This is a genomic window from Klebsiella sp. CTHL.F3a (assembly GCF_019890895.1).
GTDB lineage: Bacteria > Pseudomonadota > Gammaproteobacteria > Enterobacterales > Enterobacteriaceae > Klebsiella > Klebsiella grimontii.
The window spans coordinates 3,173,937-3,195,605 of sequence record NZ_CP082360.1 but is presented as its reverse complement, the minus strand read 5'-3'; the positions used below and the strand labels follow the sequence as shown (position 1 = coordinate 3,195,605).

Annotated in this window: 20 protein-coding genes and 2 pseudogenes; 16 read left to right on the top strand and 6 right to left on the bottom strand. The window is 52.9% G+C overall.

Annotated features, from left to right (window positions below):
• Positions 1-61 precede the first annotated feature (61 nt).
• From K7H21_RS15000 to K7H21_RS14990, 3 genes are all read left to right on the top strand, one after another.
• Entirely contained in the window at positions 62-592 is a 531-nt protein-coding gene (locus K7H21_RS15000) for a GNAT family N-acetyltransferase (protein ID WP_142446571.1), read from the top strand.
• A 111-nt stretch (positions 593-703) separates the two neighbouring features.
• Entirely contained in the window at positions 704-2,155 is a 1,452-nt protein-coding gene (locus K7H21_RS14995) for a tagaturonate reductase (RefSeq protein WP_142445802.1), read from the top strand.
• 304 nt (positions 2,156-2,459) lie between these two features.
• A complete protein-coding gene (locus K7H21_RS14990) occupies positions 2,460-2,900 on the top strand; it encodes a GNAT family N-acetyltransferase (RefSeq protein ID WP_004119957.1) in 441 nt (146 codons plus the stop codon).
• 244 nt (positions 2,901-3,144) lie between these two features.
• On the opposite strand, the gene tam is transcribed toward K7H21_RS14990, so the two are convergent.
• A complete protein-coding gene (gene tam / locus K7H21_RS14985) occupies positions 3,145-3,897 on the bottom strand; it encodes a trans-aconitate 2-methyltransferase (RefSeq protein ID WP_223035182.1) in 753 nt (250 codons plus the stop codon).
• Positions 3,898-4,081: 184 nt separating this feature from the next.
• Here tam and K7H21_RS14980 point away from each other — a divergent pair, with 184 nt between their 5' ends.
• The 6 genes from K7H21_RS14980 (at position 4,082) to K7H21_RS14955 (ending at position 11,823) form a co-directional block, all read left to right on the top strand.
• Positions 4,082-4,882: an MBL fold metallo-hydrolase gene (locus K7H21_RS14980; protein WP_112164921.1), complete on the top strand. Its 801-nt coding sequence runs from the start codon at positions 4,082-4,084 to the stop codon at positions 4,880-4,882.
• Between the two features lie 240 nt (positions 4,883-5,122).
• The gene (locus K7H21_RS14975; protein WP_004119969.1) at positions 5,123-5,542 is read left to right on the top strand and encodes a hypothetical protein; all 420 of its coding nucleotides are present in this window, start codon (positions 5,123-5,125) and stop codon (positions 5,540-5,542) included.
• Positions 5,543-5,614: 72 nt separating this feature from the next.
• On the top strand, positions 5,615-5,983 hold the full coding sequence (locus K7H21_RS14970) for a copper-binding protein (RefSeq protein ID WP_004119970.1): 369 nt from the start codon (positions 5,615-5,617) through the stop codon (positions 5,981-5,983).
• A gap of 13 nt (positions 5,984-5,996) precedes the next feature.
• On the top strand, positions 5,997-7,244 hold the full coding sequence (locus tag K7H21_RS14965) for a TolC family protein (RefSeq protein WP_139530180.1): 1,248 nt from the start codon (positions 5,997-5,999) through the stop codon (positions 7,242-7,244).
• A complete protein-coding gene (locus tag K7H21_RS14960; RefSeq protein WP_142445800.1) occupies positions 7,244-8,713 on the top strand; it encodes an efflux RND transporter periplasmic adaptor subunit in 1,470 nt (489 codons plus the stop codon). The genes K7H21_RS14965 and K7H21_RS14960 overlap by 1 nt, the downstream gene beginning before the upstream one ends.
• Complete coding sequence (locus K7H21_RS14955) at positions 8,710-11,823, top strand: efflux RND transporter permease subunit (protein WP_087828154.1); 3,114 nt, start codon at positions 8,710-8,712, stop codon at positions 11,821-11,823. Before K7H21_RS14960 ends, K7H21_RS14955 begins: the two co-directional genes overlap by 4 nt.
• A gap of 35 nt (positions 11,824-11,858) precedes the next feature.
• On the opposite strand, the gene K7H21_RS14950 is transcribed toward K7H21_RS14955, so the two are convergent.
• Positions 11,859-12,149, bottom strand: coding sequence for a hypothetical protein (locus K7H21_RS14950; RefSeq protein WP_004119983.1), 291 nt, complete (start codon positions 12,147-12,149; stop codon positions 11,859-11,861).
• 300 nt (positions 12,150-12,449) lie between these two features.
• Here K7H21_RS14950 and K7H21_RS14945 point away from each other — a divergent pair, with 300 nt between their 5' ends.
• From K7H21_RS14945 to K7H21_RS14935, 3 genes are read left to right on the top strand one after another with little or no spacing between them, the layout of a single operon-like run.
• Positions 12,450-12,896 carry a VOC family protein gene (locus K7H21_RS14945; protein WP_004119986.1) on the top strand — a complete coding sequence of 149 codons (447 nt, stop codon included), beginning with the start codon at positions 12,450-12,452 and terminating at the stop codon, positions 12,894-12,896.
• Positions 12,896-13,471, top strand: coding sequence for a GNAT family N-acetyltransferase (locus tag K7H21_RS14940; RefSeq protein WP_004119988.1), 576 nt, complete (start codon positions 12,896-12,898; stop codon positions 13,469-13,471). The genes K7H21_RS14945 and K7H21_RS14940 overlap by 1 nt, the downstream gene beginning before the upstream one ends.
• Entirely contained in the window at positions 13,465-13,683 is a 219-nt protein-coding gene (locus tag K7H21_RS14935; protein WP_004119990.1) for a DUF7661 family protein, read from the top strand. Before K7H21_RS14940 ends, K7H21_RS14935 begins: the two co-directional genes overlap by 7 nt.
• 15 nt (positions 13,684-13,698) lie before the next feature.
• Here K7H21_RS14935 and K7H21_RS14930 read toward each other — a convergent pair.
• Positions 13,699-13,803, bottom strand: a pseudogene (locus K7H21_RS14930) (VOC family protein); the annotation flags it as partial.
• Positions 13,804-13,809: 6 nt separating this feature from the next.
• Complete coding sequence (locus K7H21_RS14925; RefSeq protein WP_123829330.1) at positions 13,810-14,151, bottom strand: hypothetical protein; 342 nt, start codon at positions 14,149-14,151, stop codon at positions 13,810-13,812.
• Between the two features lie 401 nt (positions 14,152-14,552).
• On the opposite strand from K7H21_RS14925, the gene K7H21_RS14920 reads away from it, so the two are divergent.
• Together K7H21_RS14920 and K7H21_RS14915 are read left to right on the top strand one after the other, a co-directional pair.
• Positions 14,553-15,785, top strand: a complete 1,233-nt coding sequence (locus tag K7H21_RS14920; RefSeq protein WP_223035181.1) for a multidrug effflux MFS transporter — start codon at positions 14,553-14,555, stop codon at positions 15,783-15,785.
• Between the two features lie 4 nt (positions 15,786-15,789).
• Positions 15,790-18,051: an ATP-binding cassette domain-containing protein gene (locus tag K7H21_RS14915; RefSeq protein ID WP_142468960.1), complete on the top strand. Its 2,262-nt coding sequence runs from the start codon at positions 15,790-15,792 to the stop codon at positions 18,049-18,051.
• A 294-nt stretch (positions 18,052-18,345) separates the two neighbouring features.
• On the opposite strand, the pseudogene K7H21_RS14910 reads toward K7H21_RS14915, so the two are convergent.
• A pseudogene (locus K7H21_RS14910) lies at positions 18,346-19,313 on the bottom strand (IS5 family transposase).
• A 230-nt stretch (positions 19,314-19,543) separates the two neighbouring features.
• Between K7H21_RS14910 and K7H21_RS14905 the strand changes: the two are divergent.
• Entirely contained in the window at positions 19,544-20,041 is a 498-nt protein-coding gene (locus tag K7H21_RS14905) for a MarR family winged helix-turn-helix transcriptional regulator (RefSeq protein WP_154901932.1), read from the top strand.
• Positions 20,042-20,619: 578 nt separating this feature from the next.
• On the opposite strand, the gene K7H21_RS29365 is transcribed toward K7H21_RS14905, so the two are convergent.
• A complete protein-coding gene (locus K7H21_RS29365) occupies positions 20,620-20,817 on the bottom strand; it encodes a hypothetical protein (RefSeq protein ID WP_375293856.1) in 198 nt (65 codons plus the stop codon).
• A 226-nt stretch (positions 20,818-21,043) separates the two neighbouring features.
• Here K7H21_RS29365 and K7H21_RS14900 point away from each other — a divergent pair, with 226 nt between their 5' ends.
• Entirely contained in the window at positions 21,044-21,664 is a 621-nt protein-coding gene (locus K7H21_RS14900) for a LysE family translocator (RefSeq protein WP_139530171.1), read from the top strand.
• Positions 21,665-21,669 lie beyond the last annotated feature (5 nt).

Here is a 21,669-nt window from a genome sequence, read left to right as displayed (position 1 = left end):
TCTGCTTGTGTTAAATATAAGTTAAAAACATAGTGATGTGGTCAATTTCAAGGAGTTACCTATGACCACATCCTTCACTCTGCGCACCCTGTCGCATGACGATATTCTCAAACACCTTTCTGAATTAACCGATATCCTTGTCAGCTGCGTCAACGGCGGGGCCTCGGTGAGCTTTATGCTGCCTTTCGCCCCGGAAACCGCGACGGCGTTCTGGCTGCGAATGGCGCAAAGCGTCGCCGCCGGGGAGCGGGTTGTCCTCGCCGCGGCAGATGCAGAGCAGCGGCTCGTTGGCACGGTACAGCTCATTACCGACCAACCGGAAAACCAACCGCACCGCGCCGATGTCGCCAAGCTCCTGGTTCACCAAAATGCGCGTCGTCAAGGGCTGGCGAATGCGCTAATGGCCCGACTGGAAGCGATCGCACGCGAGCAGGGCAAGAGTGTTCTGGTGCTGGATACCGCAACCGGCAGCGGGGCAGAAAAATTTTACGTGCAGTGCGGCTGGGAAAAAGCCGGGGAAATCCCGCGCTATGCGCTAATGCCGGACGGCGAGCTGACGGCAACATCGCTGTTCTATAAATTTCTGTCTTAAATTTGATATTGCATACAGCTTTGATCAAAACAGGGTTTCACTTGCCTAAAAACCTGATAACTTATTGGACCAATTACTCAGGTTGTATGACTACTCTATGAGGGAACCCTTGTGAAAACACTAAACCGTCGCGATTTCCCGGGCGCGCAGTACCCTGAACGTATCATTCAGTTTGGCGAAGGCAACTTCCTGCGTGCGTTTATCGACTGGCAGATCGATCTGTTAAACGAGCATACCGACCTGAATGCCGGGGTGGTGATTGTACGTCCGATTGAGAGTGCGTTCCCGCCGTCGCTCAGCGTGCAGGACGGTCTCTATACCACGATCATTCGCGGCCTGAATGAGAAGGGTGAAGCGGTCAGCGATGCGCGCCTGATTCGCTCGGTCAATCGCGAAATCAGCGCCTATGCGGATTATGATGAACTGCTGCGGCTGGCGCATAACCCGGATATGCGTTTTGTGTTTTCCAATACCACCGAAGCGGGAATTAGCTACCACGCGGGCGACCGATTCGACGATGCGCCCGCGGTTAGCTATCCGGCTAAACTGACCCGTCTGCTATTTGAACGCTACAGCCATTTCTCCGGCGCGGCGGATAAAGGCTGGGTCATCGTTCCCTGCGAGCTGATTGACTATAACGGCGAAGCGTTGCGTGAACTGGTGCTGCGCTATGCGCAGGAGTGGGCGCTGCCGGAAGCCTTTGTGGCATGGCTGGATGAAGCCAACGCTTTCTGTTCTACGCTGGTAGACCGCATTGTGACCGGCTATCCACGTGATGAAGCCGTGCAGATTGAAGAGCAACTGGGCTATAAAGACGCTTTCCTCGATACCGCCGAACACTTCTATCTGTTTGTCATTCAGGGGCCGAAATCTCTGGCCGCCGAGCTGCGACTCGATAAACTGCCGCTTAACGTGCTGATCGTGGACGATATTAAGCCGTACAAAGAGCGTAAAGTGGCCATTCTTAACGGTGCACACACTGCGCTGGTGCCGGTCGCCTTCCAGGCAGGGCTGGATACCGTGGGCGAAGCGATGAACGATGCGGAAATTTGCGCTTTTGTCGAGAAGGCGATTTACCAGGAGATCATTCCGGTTCTCGATCTGCCGCGCGATGAGCTGGAGTCTTTTGCCAGCGCGGTAACCGGCCGCTTCCGTAACCCGTATATCAAGCATCAGCTGCTGTCTATCGCGCTTAACGGGATGACAAAATATCGTACCCGTATTCTGCCGCAGCTGCTGGCGGGACAGAAGAAAGCAGGGAAACTCCCGGCGCGTCTGACCTTTGCGCTGGCGGCGCTGATCGCATTTTATCGCGGCGAGCGTCACGGTGAGAACTATCCGGTACAGGACGACGCAGAATGGATGGAGAGCTATCAGGCGCTGTGGGCCCAGCATCGGGATCGTCAAATCAGCACCCGCGAGCTGGTAAACGCGGTGCTTTGCGTTGAGTCCCACTGGGAGCAGGACCTGACGAAAGTCTCTGGTCTGGTCGAGCAGGTGACGCAGGATCTGGATGCTATTCTGCGCGACGGTATGCGCGCCGCCGTTAAGCCACTGTGCTGATACCCTGAAACGAACGGATTACGGCCGGGTAAGACGCCAGCCGCTTTCCGGCAAGAATCCCGGCACCGTGCTGGACGCGATTCGTTATCGAACGCAACCTGGCCGCTGCCGGGATATTTTTGCCCTTTCATTAGTTACAACATTCTTTTGTATTTTGAACTGGCGCAGGTCTGTAAGATCGCGCCAGCTTCGTCCGCCAGCGGTCAACAGGGCAAATAAGAGAAAAGGATGAATTGTGCCCCTGCCGCTTGATCAAATTATTCGACAGGAAAATAATGCCTTATCCAAACGAGAGGTTAGACCAATGGTCATCGAAATTCGTGAAGTGGGCCAGCAGGATAAAGCGCAGTGGTTACGGCTATGGGAAGGCTATACCTGTTTCTACGGTAGCCCGCAGCCGCCGGACGTCACGGAATACACCTGGCAGCGCATGCTTGATTCCGCTTCTTCAATGTTAGGCCGCGTTGCCCTGGCGGATGGCAACGTCGCTGGATTTGCGATTTGTGTCCTTCACGAAGGGACATGGGTAAAGACGCCCGTTTGCTATCTGGAAGATCTGTTCGTTGCCGCGTCAATGCGCGGAAAAGGTATCGCCAGGGCGTTGATGCAGGCGCTGCAAGCGGAAGGAAAAGAGAAAGGGTGGTCGCGTCTATACTGGCACACGCGTACTGATAATCCGGCCCGGCGTCTGTATGAAGAATTTACGCCAGCCGATGACTATGTTCGTTACCGTATGACGCTCTGAAAATCTGAGATTAAGAAGTTATTAAGATTTCCCCTGTAAAACAGGGGAAACGACTCAGGAGTAACAAAATGGAAAAACGCATAGAGACGGTTGTGAACCTCATCATGTTTCTTTCGCTGCTGGCCACCGCATGGGATCTCTCCCTGGTCCATCACCTGTCCTGGTAAACCTGAACGTTCGGCGCCAGAGTCTGGTGCCGAAACGTTAAATCACTATTTAAAATCAATGTTTTACATCATAAATGCTAGCGGCGCGCGACGATAAACAGGCGCGGAAATCGCAGCAGCACCTTTCCGTTACACTGTAACGGGTAGTGCTTTTTCAGCTGCGCCAGATAGCGTTCGAGGAACGCCTGGCGCTGCGGTTCATCAAGCGGTTTTAAAAACGGGCGCAGGCCCGTTGACTGCAGCCATTCGATAATGGCCTGATGCGATGCCAGCGGGTGATAGTAGGTCGTGCGCCAGATATCCACCTCGCAGCCGCAGGCGGTCAGCATATCGTAATACTCCGGCACATCCGGCAGCGGCTGTCGCCCGCTGGCTGGATATCCTAGCTCTTCCGCGACCTCACGCATCAGCGCGTGCGAGGGCTCTTGCCAGTTAACCGGCATTTGCACCGCCAGTATGCCGTTTGGTGCAAGATTGCTGACCAGATGGGGAAAAAGCCGCTGATGATCCGTTAGCCACTGCAGCGAAGCATTGGCGTAAATAACGTCCGCCGGGCGCTCGGGGCGAAACCCGGCGATATCTCCTTCGACAAAGCAGCAGTCCGGGAGCCTCTGAGAGGCTTCTTCCAGCATGGCCGGTGAATTATCGACGCCAATAATTGTTGCTTCAGGCCAGGCATGCCGTAGCAGAGCGGTACTGTTGCCTGGTCCGCAGCCCAAATCAACGGCCAGCGCGACGGGATGGTGGGCGATGCGGGCGAGAAGCTCAGCGGCGGGGCGCGTGCGCTCCGTGCCGAATTGCAAATAAAGTGAAGGATTCCAGTCAGCCATAGTGCGCTCCGGTTAAGAGAAACTCGTTCATCAGCATAGACGGCAATACTTAACTGGCAAATAAACAATAGCTCTATGCTAATGAAACGTGACAGCGTCACTTAACTTATGCCGGGTTCGTCACGGTAGACCCGGTGGAGGTTGGCTAGAGTAGACGTCGCAAAAAAGAGGTAATGAAAATTAAATGGCGTTAATCATTAAAGTGTTACTTGAAAACCGACTCGGCAAGGGGCAGGACAGCCTGCTGCAGGCGAAACCCGGATTAAGCCTGCTTGTGGAAGATGAAACCAGCCGGGTGCTGTTTGATACCGGGCCAGACGGCACGTTTCTTAATAATGCGCAGCGGATGGGAGTCTCTTTATCTGACTTGACCGCCACGGTGCTCTCCCACGGTCATTACGACCACTGCGGCGGCGTGCCGTGGCTACCGGATAACAGCCGTATCATTTGCCATCCGCTGATCGCGCAACAGCGCTACTCGGCGTTATCCCTTGCCGGACGTCGCTGGAAAGTCAAAAAACTGTCGCGAGAAATTGACTACTCCCGCCACCGCATGGAGTACAGTCGCGAGCCTATGGCGATTGGCGAACGATTAATCTGGTCCGGCGAGATTGCGGTCGCGCGCCCGCGAGCCTATGGCATCCTCGCGGGTCAAGCGGCGGGGAAAGATTATATTGCCGACGAAGGTGTGCTGATCTACCGCTCGACTCGGGGGTTAGTCATTATTTGCGGCTGCGGGCATCGCGGATTGATCGATACGATTCGCCACTGTCAGAAGATCACCGGCGTCCAGCAGATACGCGCCATCATCGGTGGCCTTCACCTGCGCAGCGCGCCGCCGTGGGGGATACGTCGGCTAAAGCAGTTCTTGCGCCAGCAGAAGGTCGAGGAGGTGATGGCCTGCCACTGTACCGGTTCATGGGGGCGCTGGTGGCTAGCGGAGAGTAGCGCGCCGGCAACCGGTGATACGTTGGTGCTGGAATAATAATCGCGTTCACTTTTGCTAATTACATATAAATAACATTTTTGCTATTTATTAAATACATTATCCGCCGGCTATACACCTTCCCCCTAGGGGAAGGTCAAATACTGATATCCCTTTTGGGTGTCAATATTTATAGAGAAACTTCATTCTATTTAACCTGGAGTTTTCTCTTTGAAATATCATTTAATTCTGCCGGTGAGTGTGATTTAATTCAGCGGTCTTCTTATTGCGAATATCTCTATGATTGCGTCACTGCAGGCATTATTAAAACAAGTAACCCGGCGTCGGCTTCGTATCCGCGTGGGGCTTGTTTGTGCCTGTTGGCTACTGCTCAACCTTCAGTTGACCATCGCGGCGCACCACGGCGGCCAGCAGCAGCCGGTGGCGCCGCAGGCGCAGATTCACCATATTGTCGATGGCGTGATGAGCATGCCCGGCATGGAAAACGTCGGTCAGAAAGCCATCTGCGAGAAGCACTGCGACCCCGATACCGCGCAGCCAAACTCATTAACCTCTTTACAGCTGAACGCGCTTCCCTCCGAAACCGCGCTATTAGTGGTTTCCCCGCAGCAGGAGACCAGCGCTGAACGTATGGACTGGCGGACGCCGCCGGTCACCGGTCCGCCGACTGAAATACGTTTCTGCCGTTTCAGGGAATAAAAAGCCGTTAAAAACATCTATCAGATTTGCCCGGTCTGCGGGCGACTTTATGTTTTTTTCGGAGACTTTATTATGCGTTCGACTTCTATTTTTCTGCTTATTACCAGCGTTCTGACCTTTTCCTTCACTTCATTTTCCGCCAGCGCGGAAGACGGCGCGATGCATCACCATAATATGTCCGCGATGGCGCAGATGCCGGGGATGGATAAGCCGGATGATTCCGCCACCCTTTATTCGGCGAGCGGGGTCATTAAAGCCTGGCGTGACAATGCCGTGGTGATTGCCCACGCTCCGGTTGCCGAGCTGAACTGGCCGGCGATGACCATGAGTTTTGCGCTCGGCGCTAACCACGATAAAAAGCTGGCGGTGGGGCAAAAGGTTGATTTCACTTTCCGCCAGACGGACTCCGGCTACGCGCTCGTTTCGATGACCGCGCACTAATTCCGGAGTCATTATGTCCATTTTAAATAAGGCGGCCTGCGGGCTGCCGCTTCTACTGTCGCTGATTTCCGCCAACGGCTGGGCGACGACGCTGGCTGAGGCCCTGTCGGCGGCGGAAAGCTACTCCGCCGAGCTCTCCGCCAACGATCATCAGGTGAATGCGTTAAAAAACAGGGCGGATTCCGCCATGCAGCTTCCTGACCCGAAGCTGAAATTCGGCATTGAAAACGTTCCGCTGGGCGGCAATAACGCCAGCCGACTGACCCGCGAGGGGATGACCATGCAAAGGGTCGGCGTGATGCAGGACTACGTCAGCAGCACTAAGCGCGAACGGAAGGCCGACTCGATCACCGCCGAAGCGCGCCAGGCAGCCGCCAATGCCGATGTGATCCGTGCCCGGCTACAGCGGGAAACCGCTCAGGCGTGGCTGGCGTTGGCGGTGGCGCAGAAGTCGCTGCGATCGGTTCAGGCGTTGATTAGCGAAACCTCCCGGCAAATCAACGTACAAAAGGCCGGTGTCAGCAGCGCCAGCGCCAGTCCCGGCAGCGTGCTCGATGTTCAGCTGGCGCTGAATGCCATGAAAAATGAGCAGGATAACGCCCGCCGTGATGTGCAGATTGCTCAGGCGCGCCTGTTGCAGCTTACCGGCAAAGAGGTCCGCGATATCTCCGGCCCGCTGCCGCGCATTGAACGTTTACCGGCCGATGAAGCCGCGTTAATGGCGGGAATTAAACTACATCCTGAGGTGATTCAGGCCGCGCGTGAGGCCGATCTGGCGAAAGCGAAATCAGGTCAGTCGGAAGTCGCGGCGATCCCTGACGTTGGCGTCGAGGTCTATTACGCCCGGCGCGGGGATGATTACGACGATATGGTGGGCGTCATGTTTACCGTCGATATGCCTATTTTTCAGGGCAAACGACAGGACAAAGATCACGCCGCCGACGTCTCCCGTACCTATGAAGCCAACGATCGGCTGACGTTATTGATGCGCGAGCATCAGGCCCAGCAGTATCAGCTGATCTCGCAATATAACGCCGCGAAAGCCATTTACGATCGCCAGCAAAGCGAGGTGCTGCCGCTGCTGCGCAAGAAAGTGAGTCTCGTCAATGCCCAGTATCGGGCCGGCAGCTCGGCGCTGGCGGAACTGCTCGCCGCTCGTCGCGATCTGCTGAGCGGCGAAATCGCCAGCAACGACGCGGAGAAAGCGCTCGCTGATGCGTGGGCCGCCATTCGCTACCTTATTCCACAGGATGTTAAATAATGAAGCCAAAATCTGCTATTACCCTTGTAGCGCTGGCCATCGCCCTGGCCGCCGCGAGCGGATACTGGCTCGGTTCGCGAAACGCGCCGACGTCATCCGCTGACGGGGCCCAGACCGAAACGGGCCGCAAAGTACTGTACTGGTACGATCCGATGGCCCCCGGTACCCGCTTCGATAAACCGGGAAAATCACCGTTTATGGATATGGATCTGGTGCCGCGTTACGCCGATGAAGGGGCGGGAGAGGAGGCCGGGGGGGTGCAGATTAGCGCCCGCCAGCAGCAAAACCTCGGCGTACGCACGGCTGATGTTGCCCGGCGGACGCTGGCGCAGAAGCTCAGCGCTTTCGGTACCGTCGCGATTGACGAGCGCAGCGTTGAAACGGTTCCGGCGCTGGCCAGCGGTCTGATCGAGAAACTCTACGTCAACGCCTCCCAGCAGTTTGTGAAAAAGAACGAGGCGCTGGCCGAGCTATGGATCCCGCAGTGGGCGGCGGCGCAGCAGGAGTATCTGGCGGTGAGGCAACTGGGCGATAGCGGTTTAACCGCCGCCGCACGCGGCCGTTTGCAGCTGCAGTTTATGCCGGATGCGATTATCCGCAGCGTTGAGCGCAGCGGTAAACCGCAAACCCGTATAACGGTGCGCGCGCCGCACGATGGCTACGTCAGCAAGCTGGACGTGCGCACCGGCGCGCAGGTCACGGCAACCCAGCCGCTGTTCGAGCTGGCCAGCCTCGACCCGGTCTGGATCGTGATTGATTATCCGCAAAGCCAGGCCAGCCTGCTGCGCGTAGGCAGCCAGGTGACGGCCGCCACCAGCAGCTGGCCCGGCACAACGTTTCAGGGAACCGTAAGCGAGCTGCTTCCCGACCTCGAAGCGACCACCCGTACTCTGAAAGCCCGCGTAGTGCTAAATAATCCGCAGCATCAGCTCAAACCGGGCATGTATTTGAACGTTGAGCTGGCTGAGGCGCAGCAGGGGCGCGAGGTGCTGACTATCCCGGAAGAGGCATTAATCGCAACAGGCACCAGCAACCGGGTGCTGATCGCTGACGGCGAGGGGCATTTCCGTCCAGTCGAGGTGACGGCGGGACGAACGCAGGATGGTCTGGTCGAAGTGACTTCCGGCCTTGAAGAGGGGCAAAAGGTGGTCACCTCAGGTCAGTTCCTGATTGACTCCGAAGCCAGCCTGCGCAGCGCACTGCCGCAAATGGCCGGACAGAATGAAGAGATACAAAGCTACTCGGCGCAGGGCATCATCAAGGCGGTGAGCGATGAGGCGGTGACGATCGCGCACCAGCCGGTCCCGGCGCTGAAGTGGCCGGCGATGATCATGGACTTTGCTATTACGCCGCAGCTACGGGAACAGGTGCGTCCCGGCGAGTCGGTGATGTTTCATTTTGTGCTGACCGATGAAGGGGCGCGGGTGACCTCAATAATGCCGATGAGCGGCGCTAAGGAGCAGCCATGATTGCCGCCGTTATCCGCTGGTCGTTGCGCAACCGCCTGCTGGTACTGCTGGCGACGCTGATTATGGCCGCCTGGGGCGTCTGGTCGATACAGCAGGCGCCGCTGGACGCGCTGCCGGATCTTTCCGATACCCAGGTGATCATTCGCGTCAGCTATCCGGGCAAAGCGCCGCAAATTGTCGAAGATCAGGTGACCTATCCGCTGACCACCACCATGCTGTCGGTGCCGGGGGCGAAAACCGTGCGCGGCTTTTCCATGTTTGGCGATGCTTACGTTTACGTACTGTTTGAGGACGGTACCGACCCGTACTGGGCGCGCTCCCGCGTGCTGGAGTACCTGAGCCAAATCCAGAGCAGCCTGCCGCCGGAAACCAAAGCGTCGCTCGGGCCGGATGCCACCGGCGTCGGCTGGGTATTTGAATATGTGCTCACCGACAAAAGCGGCCAGCATAGCCTCGGAGACCTGCGGGCGATTCAGGACTGGATCCTTAAATATGAACTGAAAACCGTACCGGATGTTTCAGAGGTGGCCAGCGTCGGCGGGATGGTGAAAGAGTATCAGGTGGTTCTTAACCCCGACCGGCTGCGGGCGCTGAACGTGACTCACGAGCAGGTGATTAGCGCGATCCAAAGCGCCAACCAGGAAGGGGGCGGCTCGGTGCTGGAGCTGGGTGAAGCGGAATATATGGTACGCACTACCGGCTACCTGAAGTCCATCGACGATTTTAACCAGGTCGTTATCGCCGCGCGCGGCGGCGTGCCGGTGCTGCTCTCAGACGTCGCCAGCGTGCGCCGCGGTCCGGCGATTCGGCGCGGCGTCGCCGAGCTCAACGGCGAAGGCGAGGTCGCGGGCGGCATTATCATCATGCGTTCGGGCAAAAACGCGCTGACCACCATTAACGCGGTGAAAGCCAAACTGGCGGAAGTGCAAAAAAGCCTGCCTGCCGGGGTGGAGATTGTCCCGGTGTACGACCGCTCGCAGTTGATAAAAAACTCGGTCGAAACCCTGACCCATAAGCTTATCGAAGAGTTTATCGTTGTGGCGGTGGTCTGCTCGCTGTTTCTGTTCCACTTCCGCAGCGCGCTGGTGGCGATGATCACGCTGCCGCTGGGGATCCTCGGCGCGTTTATCGTGATGCACTATCAGGGCGTCAGCGCCAATATGATGTCGCTCGGCGGAATTGCGATCGCTATCGGGGCCATGGTCGATGCAGCAATCGTGATGATTGAAAATATGCATAAGGTGCTGGAGCAGTGGCGGCACGAGCATCCCGAACGCCAGCCGTCTTCTGCTGACTACTGGCAGATTGCCCAGCACGCGGCGTCGGAAGTGGGGCCTGCGCTGTTTTGCAGCCTGCTGATTATCACCCTGTCGTTTATTCCGGTATTCACCCTCGAGGCGCAGGAAGGCAAGATGTTCTCGCCGCTGGCTTTCACTAAAACCTGGTCGATGGCGGTGGCCGCCGGGCTGGGGATCACCCTGGTGCCGGTGCTGATGGGCTACTTTATCCGTGGCAAAATCCCTGATGAAACCGCCAATCCTCTCAACCGCTGGCTGATCCGCGCCTATGAACCGCTGCTGGATAAAGTTTTGCAGTGGCCGAAGGCGACGCTGGCGGCGGCGGGGCTGCTGCTGGTTGCCACGCTCTGGCCGCTGGCGCAGCTCGGCAGCGAATTCTTGCCGCAGATTGACGAGGGCGACCTGCTGTATATGCCCTCCACGCTGCCGGGGATCTCCAGCCGCGAAGCCGGACGTCTGCTGCAGCAAACCGACCGCCTGATCAAGACCATTCCTGAAGTGCAAAGCGTATTCGGCAAGGCCGGACGGGCGGATAGCGCCACCGACCCGGCGCCGCTGACCATGCTGGAAACCACCATTCAGTTCAAACCGAAAAGCGAATGGCGGCCCGGCATGACTATGGATAAGCTCATCAGCGAGCTGGACAATACGGTGAAGGTGCCGGGTATCGCCAACGTCTGGGTACCGCCGATTCGTAACCGCCTGGATATGCTGGCGACCGGTATTAAAAGCCCGGTCGGTATTAAAGTGAACGGCAACAATCTGGCGGAGATCGAAAAAACCGCCGAAGAGATTGAGCGTATCGTGCGTAACGTACCGGGAGTGACCTCGGCGTTGGCGGAGCGCCTCGACGGCGGTCGCTATATCGATATCACTATCGACCGGGTGAAAGCCGCCCGCTACGGCGTGTCGGTGAAGGAGCTGCAGTCGGTCGTCGCCAGCGTTGTCGGCGGCGATAACATCGGCGAAACCATCGAGGGGCGAGAACGTTACCCGATCAGCGTTCGCTACCCGCGCGAAATGCGCGACTCGCTGCAGAAGCTGCGCGATCTGCCGGTGGTGACCAGCGGCGGGGCGCAGGTGGCGCTTTCCGAACTGGCGGATATCGCCATCACCGACGGCCCGCCGATGCTGAAAAGCGAAAACGCCCGACTATCGGACTGGATCTACGTTGATATTCGCGGACGTGACCTGAAATCCGCCGTGGACCAGATGCAGCGTGAGGTCAGCGAACAGGTCAAGCTGCCGGAAGGTATCTCGTTGACCTGGTCCGGGCAGTATGAGTATCTGGAGCGCGCGACGGCAAAGCTGAAAATCGTGCTGCCGTTTACCCTGATGATTATCTTTATTCTGCTTTACGTCACCTTCGGTCAGGTTAAAGACGCCCTGCTGATCATGGGTACCTTACCGTTTTCGCTGGTAGGCGGCATCTGGCTACTTTGGCTGCTGGGCTATAACCTGTCGGTGGCTGCCGCCGTGGGCTTTATCGCGCTGGCCGGCGTGGCGGCGGAGTTCGGGGTGATTATGGTGCTCTATTTAAACCAGTCGATCGCCAGGCGCCGCGGACGGCTTGATGACCAGACACTCAACCAGGCAATTCATGAAGGGGCGGTGCTGCGCGTGCGCCCGAAAGTGATGACCGTGGCGACGATTATGGCCGGGCTGCTGCCGATTATGTGGGGAGGCGGTACCGGATCGGAGGTGATGCAGCGTATAGCCGCGCCGATGATCGGCGGGATGATCACCGCGCCGCTGCTGTCGATGCTGGTGATCCCGGCGGTCTATCTTCTGACGCACCGTAACAAACGCTAAAGTTCAGCGCCCGAGCCAGGCGGCTCGGGCGTGAATCAGTCGGCGTTCTTAAGATCTTCCGCACGTTTGGCGGTGGCGTAGACAAAATCGAGCATTGGTTCAAGGTCGGTATCGTAGCCGGCCTGAATGATTTTGCCGCGCAGCCATTCGATCTCGCTGGTGATATCCGGGTGGAATATATTATTGTCCTGCGCTTTGCGCAGCCATTTAAGCAGGAAATTATTTTTCCCGCGAACTCCGCCCGATTTCTTTGATTTTGCGTGCATTTTCAGCGCCACCAGAATGCAATAATAGAAATGAACGCGCTGATTAAAACTTTGGTGCATGTCTTTATTTCCCGCCAGAATCAGGTTGCGGACGGGTATGGACCTTAAGCATGCGGTCTCTGATATTCACCCGTACCACCTTCGCGCCGCTTGCCGGGCGCCGAGGCGATGGTGGCACGGAAGCCGAATTACAGTCAAATATTGATTAGTTTTATAGCAATATTTATTTGCGTCGATCGCCGCCTGGCGGCCAGATTAACGTCCCAATGTGTAGCCGTAGTGAACACAGAAGGCTGGGCAAGTCGCGCGCGGCAGAGTATAAAATTTGTTAACGCATCACGGACCATGACGGGAGAGGATATGGAATACGATTTAGACGGAATGGATGTACTTTTTGTCGCCGGCTTTGGGCCGATAACGCAGTCTGCCGCAGCCAGCCGTGACTTTTATGTCGCCGCGCTTGGGCTGCCGCTCAAACCGATGCCCGGTAACGAAGAGTATCTGCTGACCGAACATGATGCTCTCGGCGGGGTCAAACATTTCGCCCTCTGGCCGCTGGCGCAGGCGGCGCGTTCCTGTTTTGATGCCGATAGCTGGCCAGACTATCTGCCGGTGCCGCAGGCGTGGATTGAGTTTGAAGTCCGCGATATCGGCTCGGCAACCGATGCGCTAAAAGCCAGAGGCTATAGGCTGCTGGTGGACAACCGCATTGAGCCGTGGGGGCAAACCGTTACGCGCCTGCTTAGCCCGGAAGGGCTACTGGCGGGCATCACCGTGACGCCGTGGTTGCGCGAGGAACAAGCGTGATGGCAGCGGAATTGATGACTGAAAGACTGCTGCTGATCCCCTTGACCGCAGACGATGCGCCGCAAATTCAGGTTATCTTTCCACAGTGGGAAATCGTGCGTTATCTTGCCGCCGGTTTTCCATGGCCTTTTCCGGAGGATGGCGCGTCGCGCTTTGTCAATAATGTGGCTTTACCTGCCGCAGCTAACGGTACCGGCTGGTTTTGGACCCTCCGCCTTAAAACGGCGCCGGAGAGAGTCATTGGCCTGATTACGCTCTCTGATGAAGTGGATAACAACCGCGGGTTCTGGCTGGATCCGCGCTGGCATCGCCAGGGATTGATGACCGAAGCCTGCCGCCGGGTGACCGATTTTTGGTTTAATACGCTTAACCGGGAGGTGCTGCGCGCGCCGAAGGCCTGCGACAATAGCGGGTCGAAAAAGATTTCGCACCGTAGCGGTATGCGCCTGGTTGGTGTCGAGAAAAAGCAGTTCATCTCCGGCCTGCTGGACGCCGAACTGTGGGAAATAACCAAAGCGGAATGGAATGCATTGGCTGCACAAGCTCCCGCGTCATATAGGGAGACAGGATGCTGATATATAACGTATTCGGGCGTCATATTGGCGTCCAGCGTCAGGGCGAACGCTGGCGGGTTTTCCGCGTCGATATTAACGAGCGGAAATTTTCGCCGCTAGCCGGGGTTATCATCCCGGACGATCTTACGGAGGCGGAAATTCCTGGCTGGTTGGGGGATATTTTTCATGAAGCGGCAAGCCCGCGCCATCCTGACGTCCATCTTGTGGAGTAGCGTCGCCGGCAGTGGTTATGACCAGCTTCGGTTTTGCAGCACCATGCGATAACCATCGTGGTCGACAAAGGTTTTACCGTTCACATTCCAGTACGGATTAAACGCGCTGACTGGCACAAATTGCGGTCAGCACGCTTTTACATCGTTCTCGCCATTCGGCAGGGAGATACTACCATTCCAACCTACTGGCCATTCAGGACTTCGGTCGCTACAAAGTGCGACTTTTTTATCAATACCTTCTTTTATGCGTAAGATTTGTACCGAAATTATTCCGGCAAGATATTCGACTCGTCGTTTTAGGACTGTTAAGGAGAGTGATTCAGAAAATCCGAGGGTAAATGTTGAAAACAAAGCATCATTATATTCTGCAATGTCAAATTCAGATTTACAATCACGTATTAATGATTCTTGTATTACATCACCCGTTTTGCAAGGGCGGATGAATATCCCCGCAAATATTTTAGTCAAACATTAACATTATACATCCCTTCAAAAACACCTTCTTCTAGCTCCAGGACATATACTCAATAAACTTCAAGTTGCATGTCTGAGCAACAGGGCAGCCCAACTTTTATGGGCATGAAGCAGCACCCGCAACATGCAACTCCAGGTATCGCGAGTATTGAGGTTTCTGGCATAGATTATTGATATTACAACTCTATTTAGTATATCCATGGAAGTGGATTATCAGTTTTGTGATACCATTAAGGCAATCAAAAACCAATAATGCTTTAGTTTTATTTTTGTATGTTATTGATATTTATTAATTTATCATTTAGTTGTTTTTTTAATTGATTTCGTTTTTGCAATTACTTTAGCTGGTGGTATAGTTATGACAGACCACAGAAGGTAAAGGGATTACACTGATCATGCGACCAAAAGAAGTTCAGGCACCGGCGGCCAGTACGATGTACAGAGATGAAAGTAGAGGTTTGCTTTCCAGTAAAGTCGTTATTGTTCTGGGTTTGCTTAGCGCCGTTGCTGCATTATCTACTGATATGTACTTGCCTTTATTTCCAGCTATCGCCAGTGATTTGCATACGACGCCTGACAAAGTTCAGCTTAGTATCACCGCTTTTATGGTGGGCTTAGGAATTGGGCAGTTGTTCATTGGCCCGTTGTCCGATCATTACGGCAGGCGTAGATTATTGCTAGGCGGGATGACACTATTAACCATCGCTTCATTAGCTGGCGCTATATCCGCGAACATTCAGCTGCTCATTGTTACACGGTTCTTTCAGGGACTGGGAGGGGCGGCTGGTATCGTTCTTTCCCGGGCAATTATTTCTGATCTGTGCCCGGGGACTAAAGCCGCTCGATATTTTAATCTGGTGTTAGCGATACAGGGGATCGCCCCTGTTATTGCACCACTACTTGGAGGAGTGGCTGCATGGTTTATCTGGCCGGTAGTTTTTGTTTTTATGGCCGCAATATCATTAGTCTCCACCTTGCTCAGCAGTCATTTTATTAGCGAAACTTTACCCCGTCATCAGCGATTACCTTTCAACTTCAACGAGTTTATCAGTCAGTTTATCGAGCTGCTTAGTCATAAGAAATATATAGGTTATACTTTAATTTTTTCAATCCAGTTCGGGGCGCTATTTGCTTATATATCAGCATCGCCGTTTATCTATCAATCGGCGTTTAATTTATCCTCGGGGGAATTCGCTGTAATATTCTCTATCAACGCTGGAGCAATGATGTTAGGTAGTATTGTCAGCGCTCGTTATGTTACGAAATTTGGCGAAGATAACCTCATAAAACTGGGGGTGATAGGCACACTGGTGATATCTATATTACTTTGCATCGTTGACTATATTTCTCATTTCCAGTTTGAGATTGTGGCGGTATTACTGTTAATCATGATGTTTACTATGGCTTTGACCTTTGGCAATGCCGCGAGTATGGCCATGGCGGCATCTTCACATTTAAAAGGAACGGGTTCTGCTATTTTAGGGGTTTTTCAGTTTGGTATCGCTGCGATAACTCCATCACTGCTTGGATTTGGAGACCCGTTGTCATTACTACCGATGTCGCTAATCATAGCGGGATGCTGTTTAATAGCCATCATGGCATTATTATTGACAGGTAAAAAAGGATAGTGTGATGAATACACATGACGCTATAAAAATTATTGGTGCAAGACAAAACAATCTGCAAGATATTGATTTAGAGGTCCCTAAAAATAAAATAACAGTTTTTACCGGTGTTTCCGGGTCGGGGAAAAGTTCTCTGGTATTCGGAACTATTGCGGCAGAATCTCAGCGTCAGCTAAATGACACCTTTCCACCTTTTATTCGACACCGTTTACCGCATTATGGTAATCCTGAAGTTGATGACATTGAAAACCTGTCGGTGGCCATTATTATTGACCAAAAACGTATTGGTGGCAACGCACGTTCGACGGTGGGTACCGCCTCAGATATTTATACTCTGCTGCGACTACTATTTTCTCGTGTTGGCGAACCTTTTGTCGGTTATTCTAATGTTTTTTCATTTAATCATCCTTCCGGGATGTGTGCGACATGCGACGGGTTGGGTATTGCCAGCACCATTGATATCGACCAACTGATTGATTCAAATCTGTCGTTAAATGAAGGCGCTATTCGTTATCCTTCTTTTGCACCGGGTTCATGGCGCTGGAAACGTTATGTTTATTCAGGGCTTTTTGATGCTGATAAAAAAATCATGGATTATTCAAAAGCGGAACGAGAGTTATTACTGTATGCGGATAATCTCATTCCTGAAGCGCCGTTAGCCGGTTGGCCTAAGAGTGCAAAGTTTGAAGGCGTCATTACGCGCTTTACGCGAAGTTATTTGAAACAAGAAACTAAAGATACTAAAGCTGAGGAATTTCAGCGAGTCGTTAGTTTACAGGTTTGCCCTTCTTGTCAGGGTATGAGGCTCAACGACAAAATACTTTCCTGCAGGATAAGAGGGAAAAATATTGGCGAATGTGCAACACTGCCTGTCACAGAGTTAAAGCTGTTTGTAGAAAAGCTCGATTATCCTGAAGTCAGGCCGCTGCTCGAAGCATTGCTGGAAAGGTTAGATGCAATGTGTGCAGTAGGCTTGGGGTATCTGGATTTGAACCGGACGACCCCCAGCTTATCGGGCGGTGAATCCCAGCGGTTAAAAATGGTCCGGCATCTGGGAAGTAGTCTTACCGGGATCGTTTATATAATTGATGAGCCAAGTACCGGGCTTCATCCAGCAGATATTGTTAAATTGAATATATTAATTGGTAAACTACGCGACAAAGGCAATACCATTCTGATGGTAGAGCACGATCCTGACATGATAGCGATAGCCGAGCATGTTATTGATTTAGGGCCGGGAGCGGGCAAGCAAGGTGGAAATATTGTATTTGAGGGTGACCTGTCGGCACTTAAGCAATCCCAAACCTTGACGGGAAGATATTTCTCTTCACGGGCAGAGATAAATAAAAGACCGAGATGTGCTAAAGGTTATATTTCGGTAAGAAACGCCACATTGCATAATCTGCATAACTTATCGGTAGACGTACCTTTGAGCGTTATGGTCGCTGTGACCGGGGTCGCGGGATCGGGCAAAAGTTCATTCGTCATGGGAGCCCTGGCGCCACAATGTCCGGACGCGATCGTTATCGATCAAAAACCGATACATACTTCGATTCGATCGCATATTGCTTCCTGGTGCGGCGCATTTGATACGATCCGTTCGCTGTTTGCCGAAAAAAACCATGTGTCAGCGTCGTGGTTCAGCGCCAATGCTAAAGGCGCCTGTCCGGAATGTCATGGGCTAGGGGTAATACAAACCGATCTGGCATTTATGGATACGGTTACGTTGCCATGTGAGGCCTGTCAGGGGCAGCGCTATAACCCACAGGCGCTAAAATATCATTATCAGGGAAAAAATATTGCGGAGGTATTATCTCTGTCGATTAACGATGCTGGCGATTTTTTCCTGAATGAGCCACAGCTCAGGCCAATTTTTCGTAGTCTGGTCGACGTCGGGTTGGGATATTTGCGCTTGGGGGAATCGTTAAATCATCTTTCAGGCGGTGAATGCCAGCGGCTGAAGTTAGCGTCACAATTAAATCATGATAGTGACATGTATATTTTCGATGAGCCAACCACCGGACTTCATCCCAGTGATGTTGCCTCGCTGCTGAAACTCTTTAACCGACTGGTAGAGCGCGGAAACACCGTCATTATTATTGAACATAATATGGAGTTGATCGCTCAGGCTGACTGGATTATTGATATTGGACCTTATGCCGGGCAAGAAGGGGGAAAATTACTGTTTAGCGGTACACCTGAATCGATGCTGACCTGTCGCCATTCTTTAACCGCGGAGTGGTTGCGCATACATTGCCGGGTAGAGTGAGAGATAGTGGTCGGGACAGCCAGAAGAGACTGGCAATAATGTGATGCATGCCCATTATTATACTGATGTATTGTCCCGTTAATCTTATTAGTCTACAGGCCAGTGGTAATCGCGATCCAACCAGCCATCCAGGTCATAATCCATCATACATTGTTCGGCGAAACCTTTATATTCTTGTATCTGCCCCGACATTTGTGCGGCGAGCAACAGTTCGATACGAACATTTTCATGACTGCCGGGGCTTTGTTGAATAAATCAGATATCGGGTAAGTATTCCCGTAGCGGGTTGTGTTTTCAGGCAATACGCACGCTTTCAGGCATCCCTGCTTTCGTCATTTTGTTCAGCGCTCGCACCATGGCTGTAGCCTCCGCAACCTGACCATCGTAGTCACGCAGCGTTAGTGAACCTCCGAGCAACTGTTTTACCCGGTACATCGCCGTTTCCGCTATCGAGCGACGGTTGTAATCTGTTGTCCATTTCCACCGTGCGTTACTCCCGGTCAGCCGCTGATTAGCCACTGCACGGTTACGGTCTGCGTATTCATCGGGCCAGTAACCCGCGCCTTTTCGGGGAGGGATAAGCGCGCTGATTTTCTTACGGCGCAGTTCATCGTGACAGAGTCGGGTGTCGTAAGCCCCGTCTGCTGCGGCTGCCCTGATTTTTCTGTGAGTCTGTCGGATAAGACCCGGGAAGGCTTCTGAGTCCGTTACATTGTTCAGCGACAGGTTTGCACAGACAATTTCATGTGTGTTGCTGTCCATCGCTAGATGCAGCTTACGCCATATGCGACGGCGCTCCTGGCCGTGCTTTTTGACTTTCCATTCGCCTTCACCGAAGACTTTCAGCCCGGTGGAATCAATCACCAGGTGTGCGATTTCACCCCGGATGGATACTTTGAAACTGACATTAACCGACTTTGCCCGCTTACTGACACTGCTGTAATCCGGGCAACGTAACGGAACGTTCATCAGGGAAAAAATGGAATCAATAAAGCCCTGCGCAGCTCGCAGGGTCAGCCGGAATACGCGTTTAATCACCAGAACGGTGGTGATGGCGAGCTCAGAATAGCGCTGAGGTCTTCCCCGTGATGAAGGCGTTGCCGACTCATACCAGGCATTAATCGCTTCATTGTCCAGCCAGAAAGTGAGGGAGCCACGGTTGATAAGAGCTTTGTTGTAGGTGGGCCAGTTGGTGATTTTGAACTTTTGCTTTGCCACGGGGCTGCCTTCGCTGTCAGGGGATGCGTGATCTGATCCCGCAACTCAGCAAAAGTGCGATTTATTCAACAAAGCCGTGATTAGAATGAATGATGGCGAGATAACAGAGTTAATAGATTATAAGGATGTGTTGAATAGAGAATATATCTTTCAGGATGAGTAGGATAGTTCTTGTGTTATTAATAGGGGCGAAAGTTATGATGACTTTTCATTCCTTGAAGGGATGTGGTAAAATGGTAAGCTTAACTTATTGTAAACGGCATCAGGAGAATGTATGGAAATGAATAAAAAAATGGCTAGTGGTTCCGAGCGCGAAATATCATTGAATCGTCAATTTGAAGATGCTTTAGGAAATTTGCAATGTGTACTTGTTGCACGTCGCTCGTTGATTAATCCAGATGGCATTAACTGGCCACAGTACGATACATTGTATATTTTGCGTCAGTTCCAGCCGATGACGCCAAGCGCAATTGGTGAAAAGCTCGGATTTGCGCGTAGTAAAATGTCCAAAATTCTGAGGATGTTGAAAGATAAGCACTTTGTTGAACAAGAATCGGCAGAAAGTGACAAACGAGAAATGCTGACGCGGATTACGGAAAAAGGTATTGAGTTCCTGAATTCTGCAGAGTCCAGCAGGCGCATCATGGCTGAGCAGGTGGCATCCTGCATGTCTCAGGGCGAAATTGCTATTTTCGCTGAGCTCTGTGCAAGGGCTGCAAATATATTGCATGAGAATATTAAAGGTAAACTCGAAGACACCAGCGAAAATTAATAAGGTTTATGGTGATAAAACGCTAAACTGGTCGCTGGCGCGAAGTTCTCTTTGCCTAATGCGCAATCGAATATATGGCATAGGGATTGTGCTAAAATATTACTATGGGATGGTGTTGAGCGCGAACTATATATATCAATGATGGTGAAGTTTTTTAACCTCAGAACATAAATAAAGTCAGGCTTGACCTGATAGTTTCCTCTTCGTATAAAGCCAGTTTTGCGATAAGGGAGCGTTTTTGTAGCGTAACAGTATTTGTTCAAGTCTGAGTCAATACGTTTTCTTGCAGTGAAAGATGGCATTTAATTGGAAGTGATTTAATCTTTTTTGCTGTTTTTGTGCAGATTTACAGTCTATTCAGATAACGGAATTATTTTACACCGCCGCGCATATATGTCAGGTGTAACATACTCTTCTGCGCACTCTTCAAAAAACTGACCACCACTGCATCATTTCGATTCTGGCTTCCAGATGCTCCGCTTTATGCACGTAACTGAATGATCGGCAATCTGACTCAACATTCTCCGGATACGAAGGGATAAATCAAAACATAGCAGAAAGACTTTTACCCCAACCCGTCAAATCAAAAATATATAGGAATTCACAGGAAGGCATAAAAATAACAGAGGTGCCCGGAAAGGGCGCCACTGAATGATGATGGCAGTGGGTGAATTTAAGATGCAGCTAAGATCGCGGCGTCCGATCATTACCTCGCTAAAGCCATCACGATCGGCAAACTGTGCGATTTGCTCGAGCCCAAGGCCGTAGCAGTACATGTTGCTACAGAGTAAGAGATCGGAGACCGGTCTGGCGATGCGTATTTGGTTAAGCGTCATAAAAACCTGTGCTGATAAACGCGCCGTCAAATGACTTTACCGGCTTTGGCGCCAGAGATTTGTCGCGAAAAGCTTTATGCAAAGCGGGACGCGCCCGGCGAAGAAAATATCAATGATTGCGTCTTCAACGCGGTATATCTAAAATCTTCGCTTTCGGAGATAGAAAATGTCCGTCGCAGATTCCCTTCTTGCTTATTCCTTTGCCGCGCTGCTGCTCACGCTGACCCCGGGTCTTGATACCGCGCTCATTTTGCGCACCTCCACCGTTGAGGGCGGAAAAAAGGCCTTTCAGGCGGCATTGGGCATTGATACGGGGTGTTTTATCTGGGGCGCGGTGGTGGCCTTCGGCCTCGGGGCGCTGCTGGCGGCGTCGGCACTGGCGTATGACCTGCTAAAGTGGTGCGGTGCCGTCTATCTATGCTGGCTCGGCATTCAGTTAATTCTCAAACCGCGCAGCCAATTTAACAGTCAGGAAATAGCCGCACCGTCGGCCAGCAACTGGTTTTTAAAAGGGATGCTGGGCAATGTGCTGAATCCGAAAATGGGGATATTTTATGTTTCTTTCCTGCCGCAGTTTATTCCGGTGGGCCACTCGCCAACGATCTGGACATTTCTGCTGGTCGCTATACATGTTGTGATTGGTACGCTCTGGTCGTTAACGCTAATTCTGGCCAGCCGTTACGCCGCTGGTCTCCTGAAAACGCCGACCTTTATTCGCTGGATGGATCGGGCAACCGGCGGCGTCTTTATGCTGTTTGCCGCCAAACTGGCCCTCAGCCACCGCTAAAACGT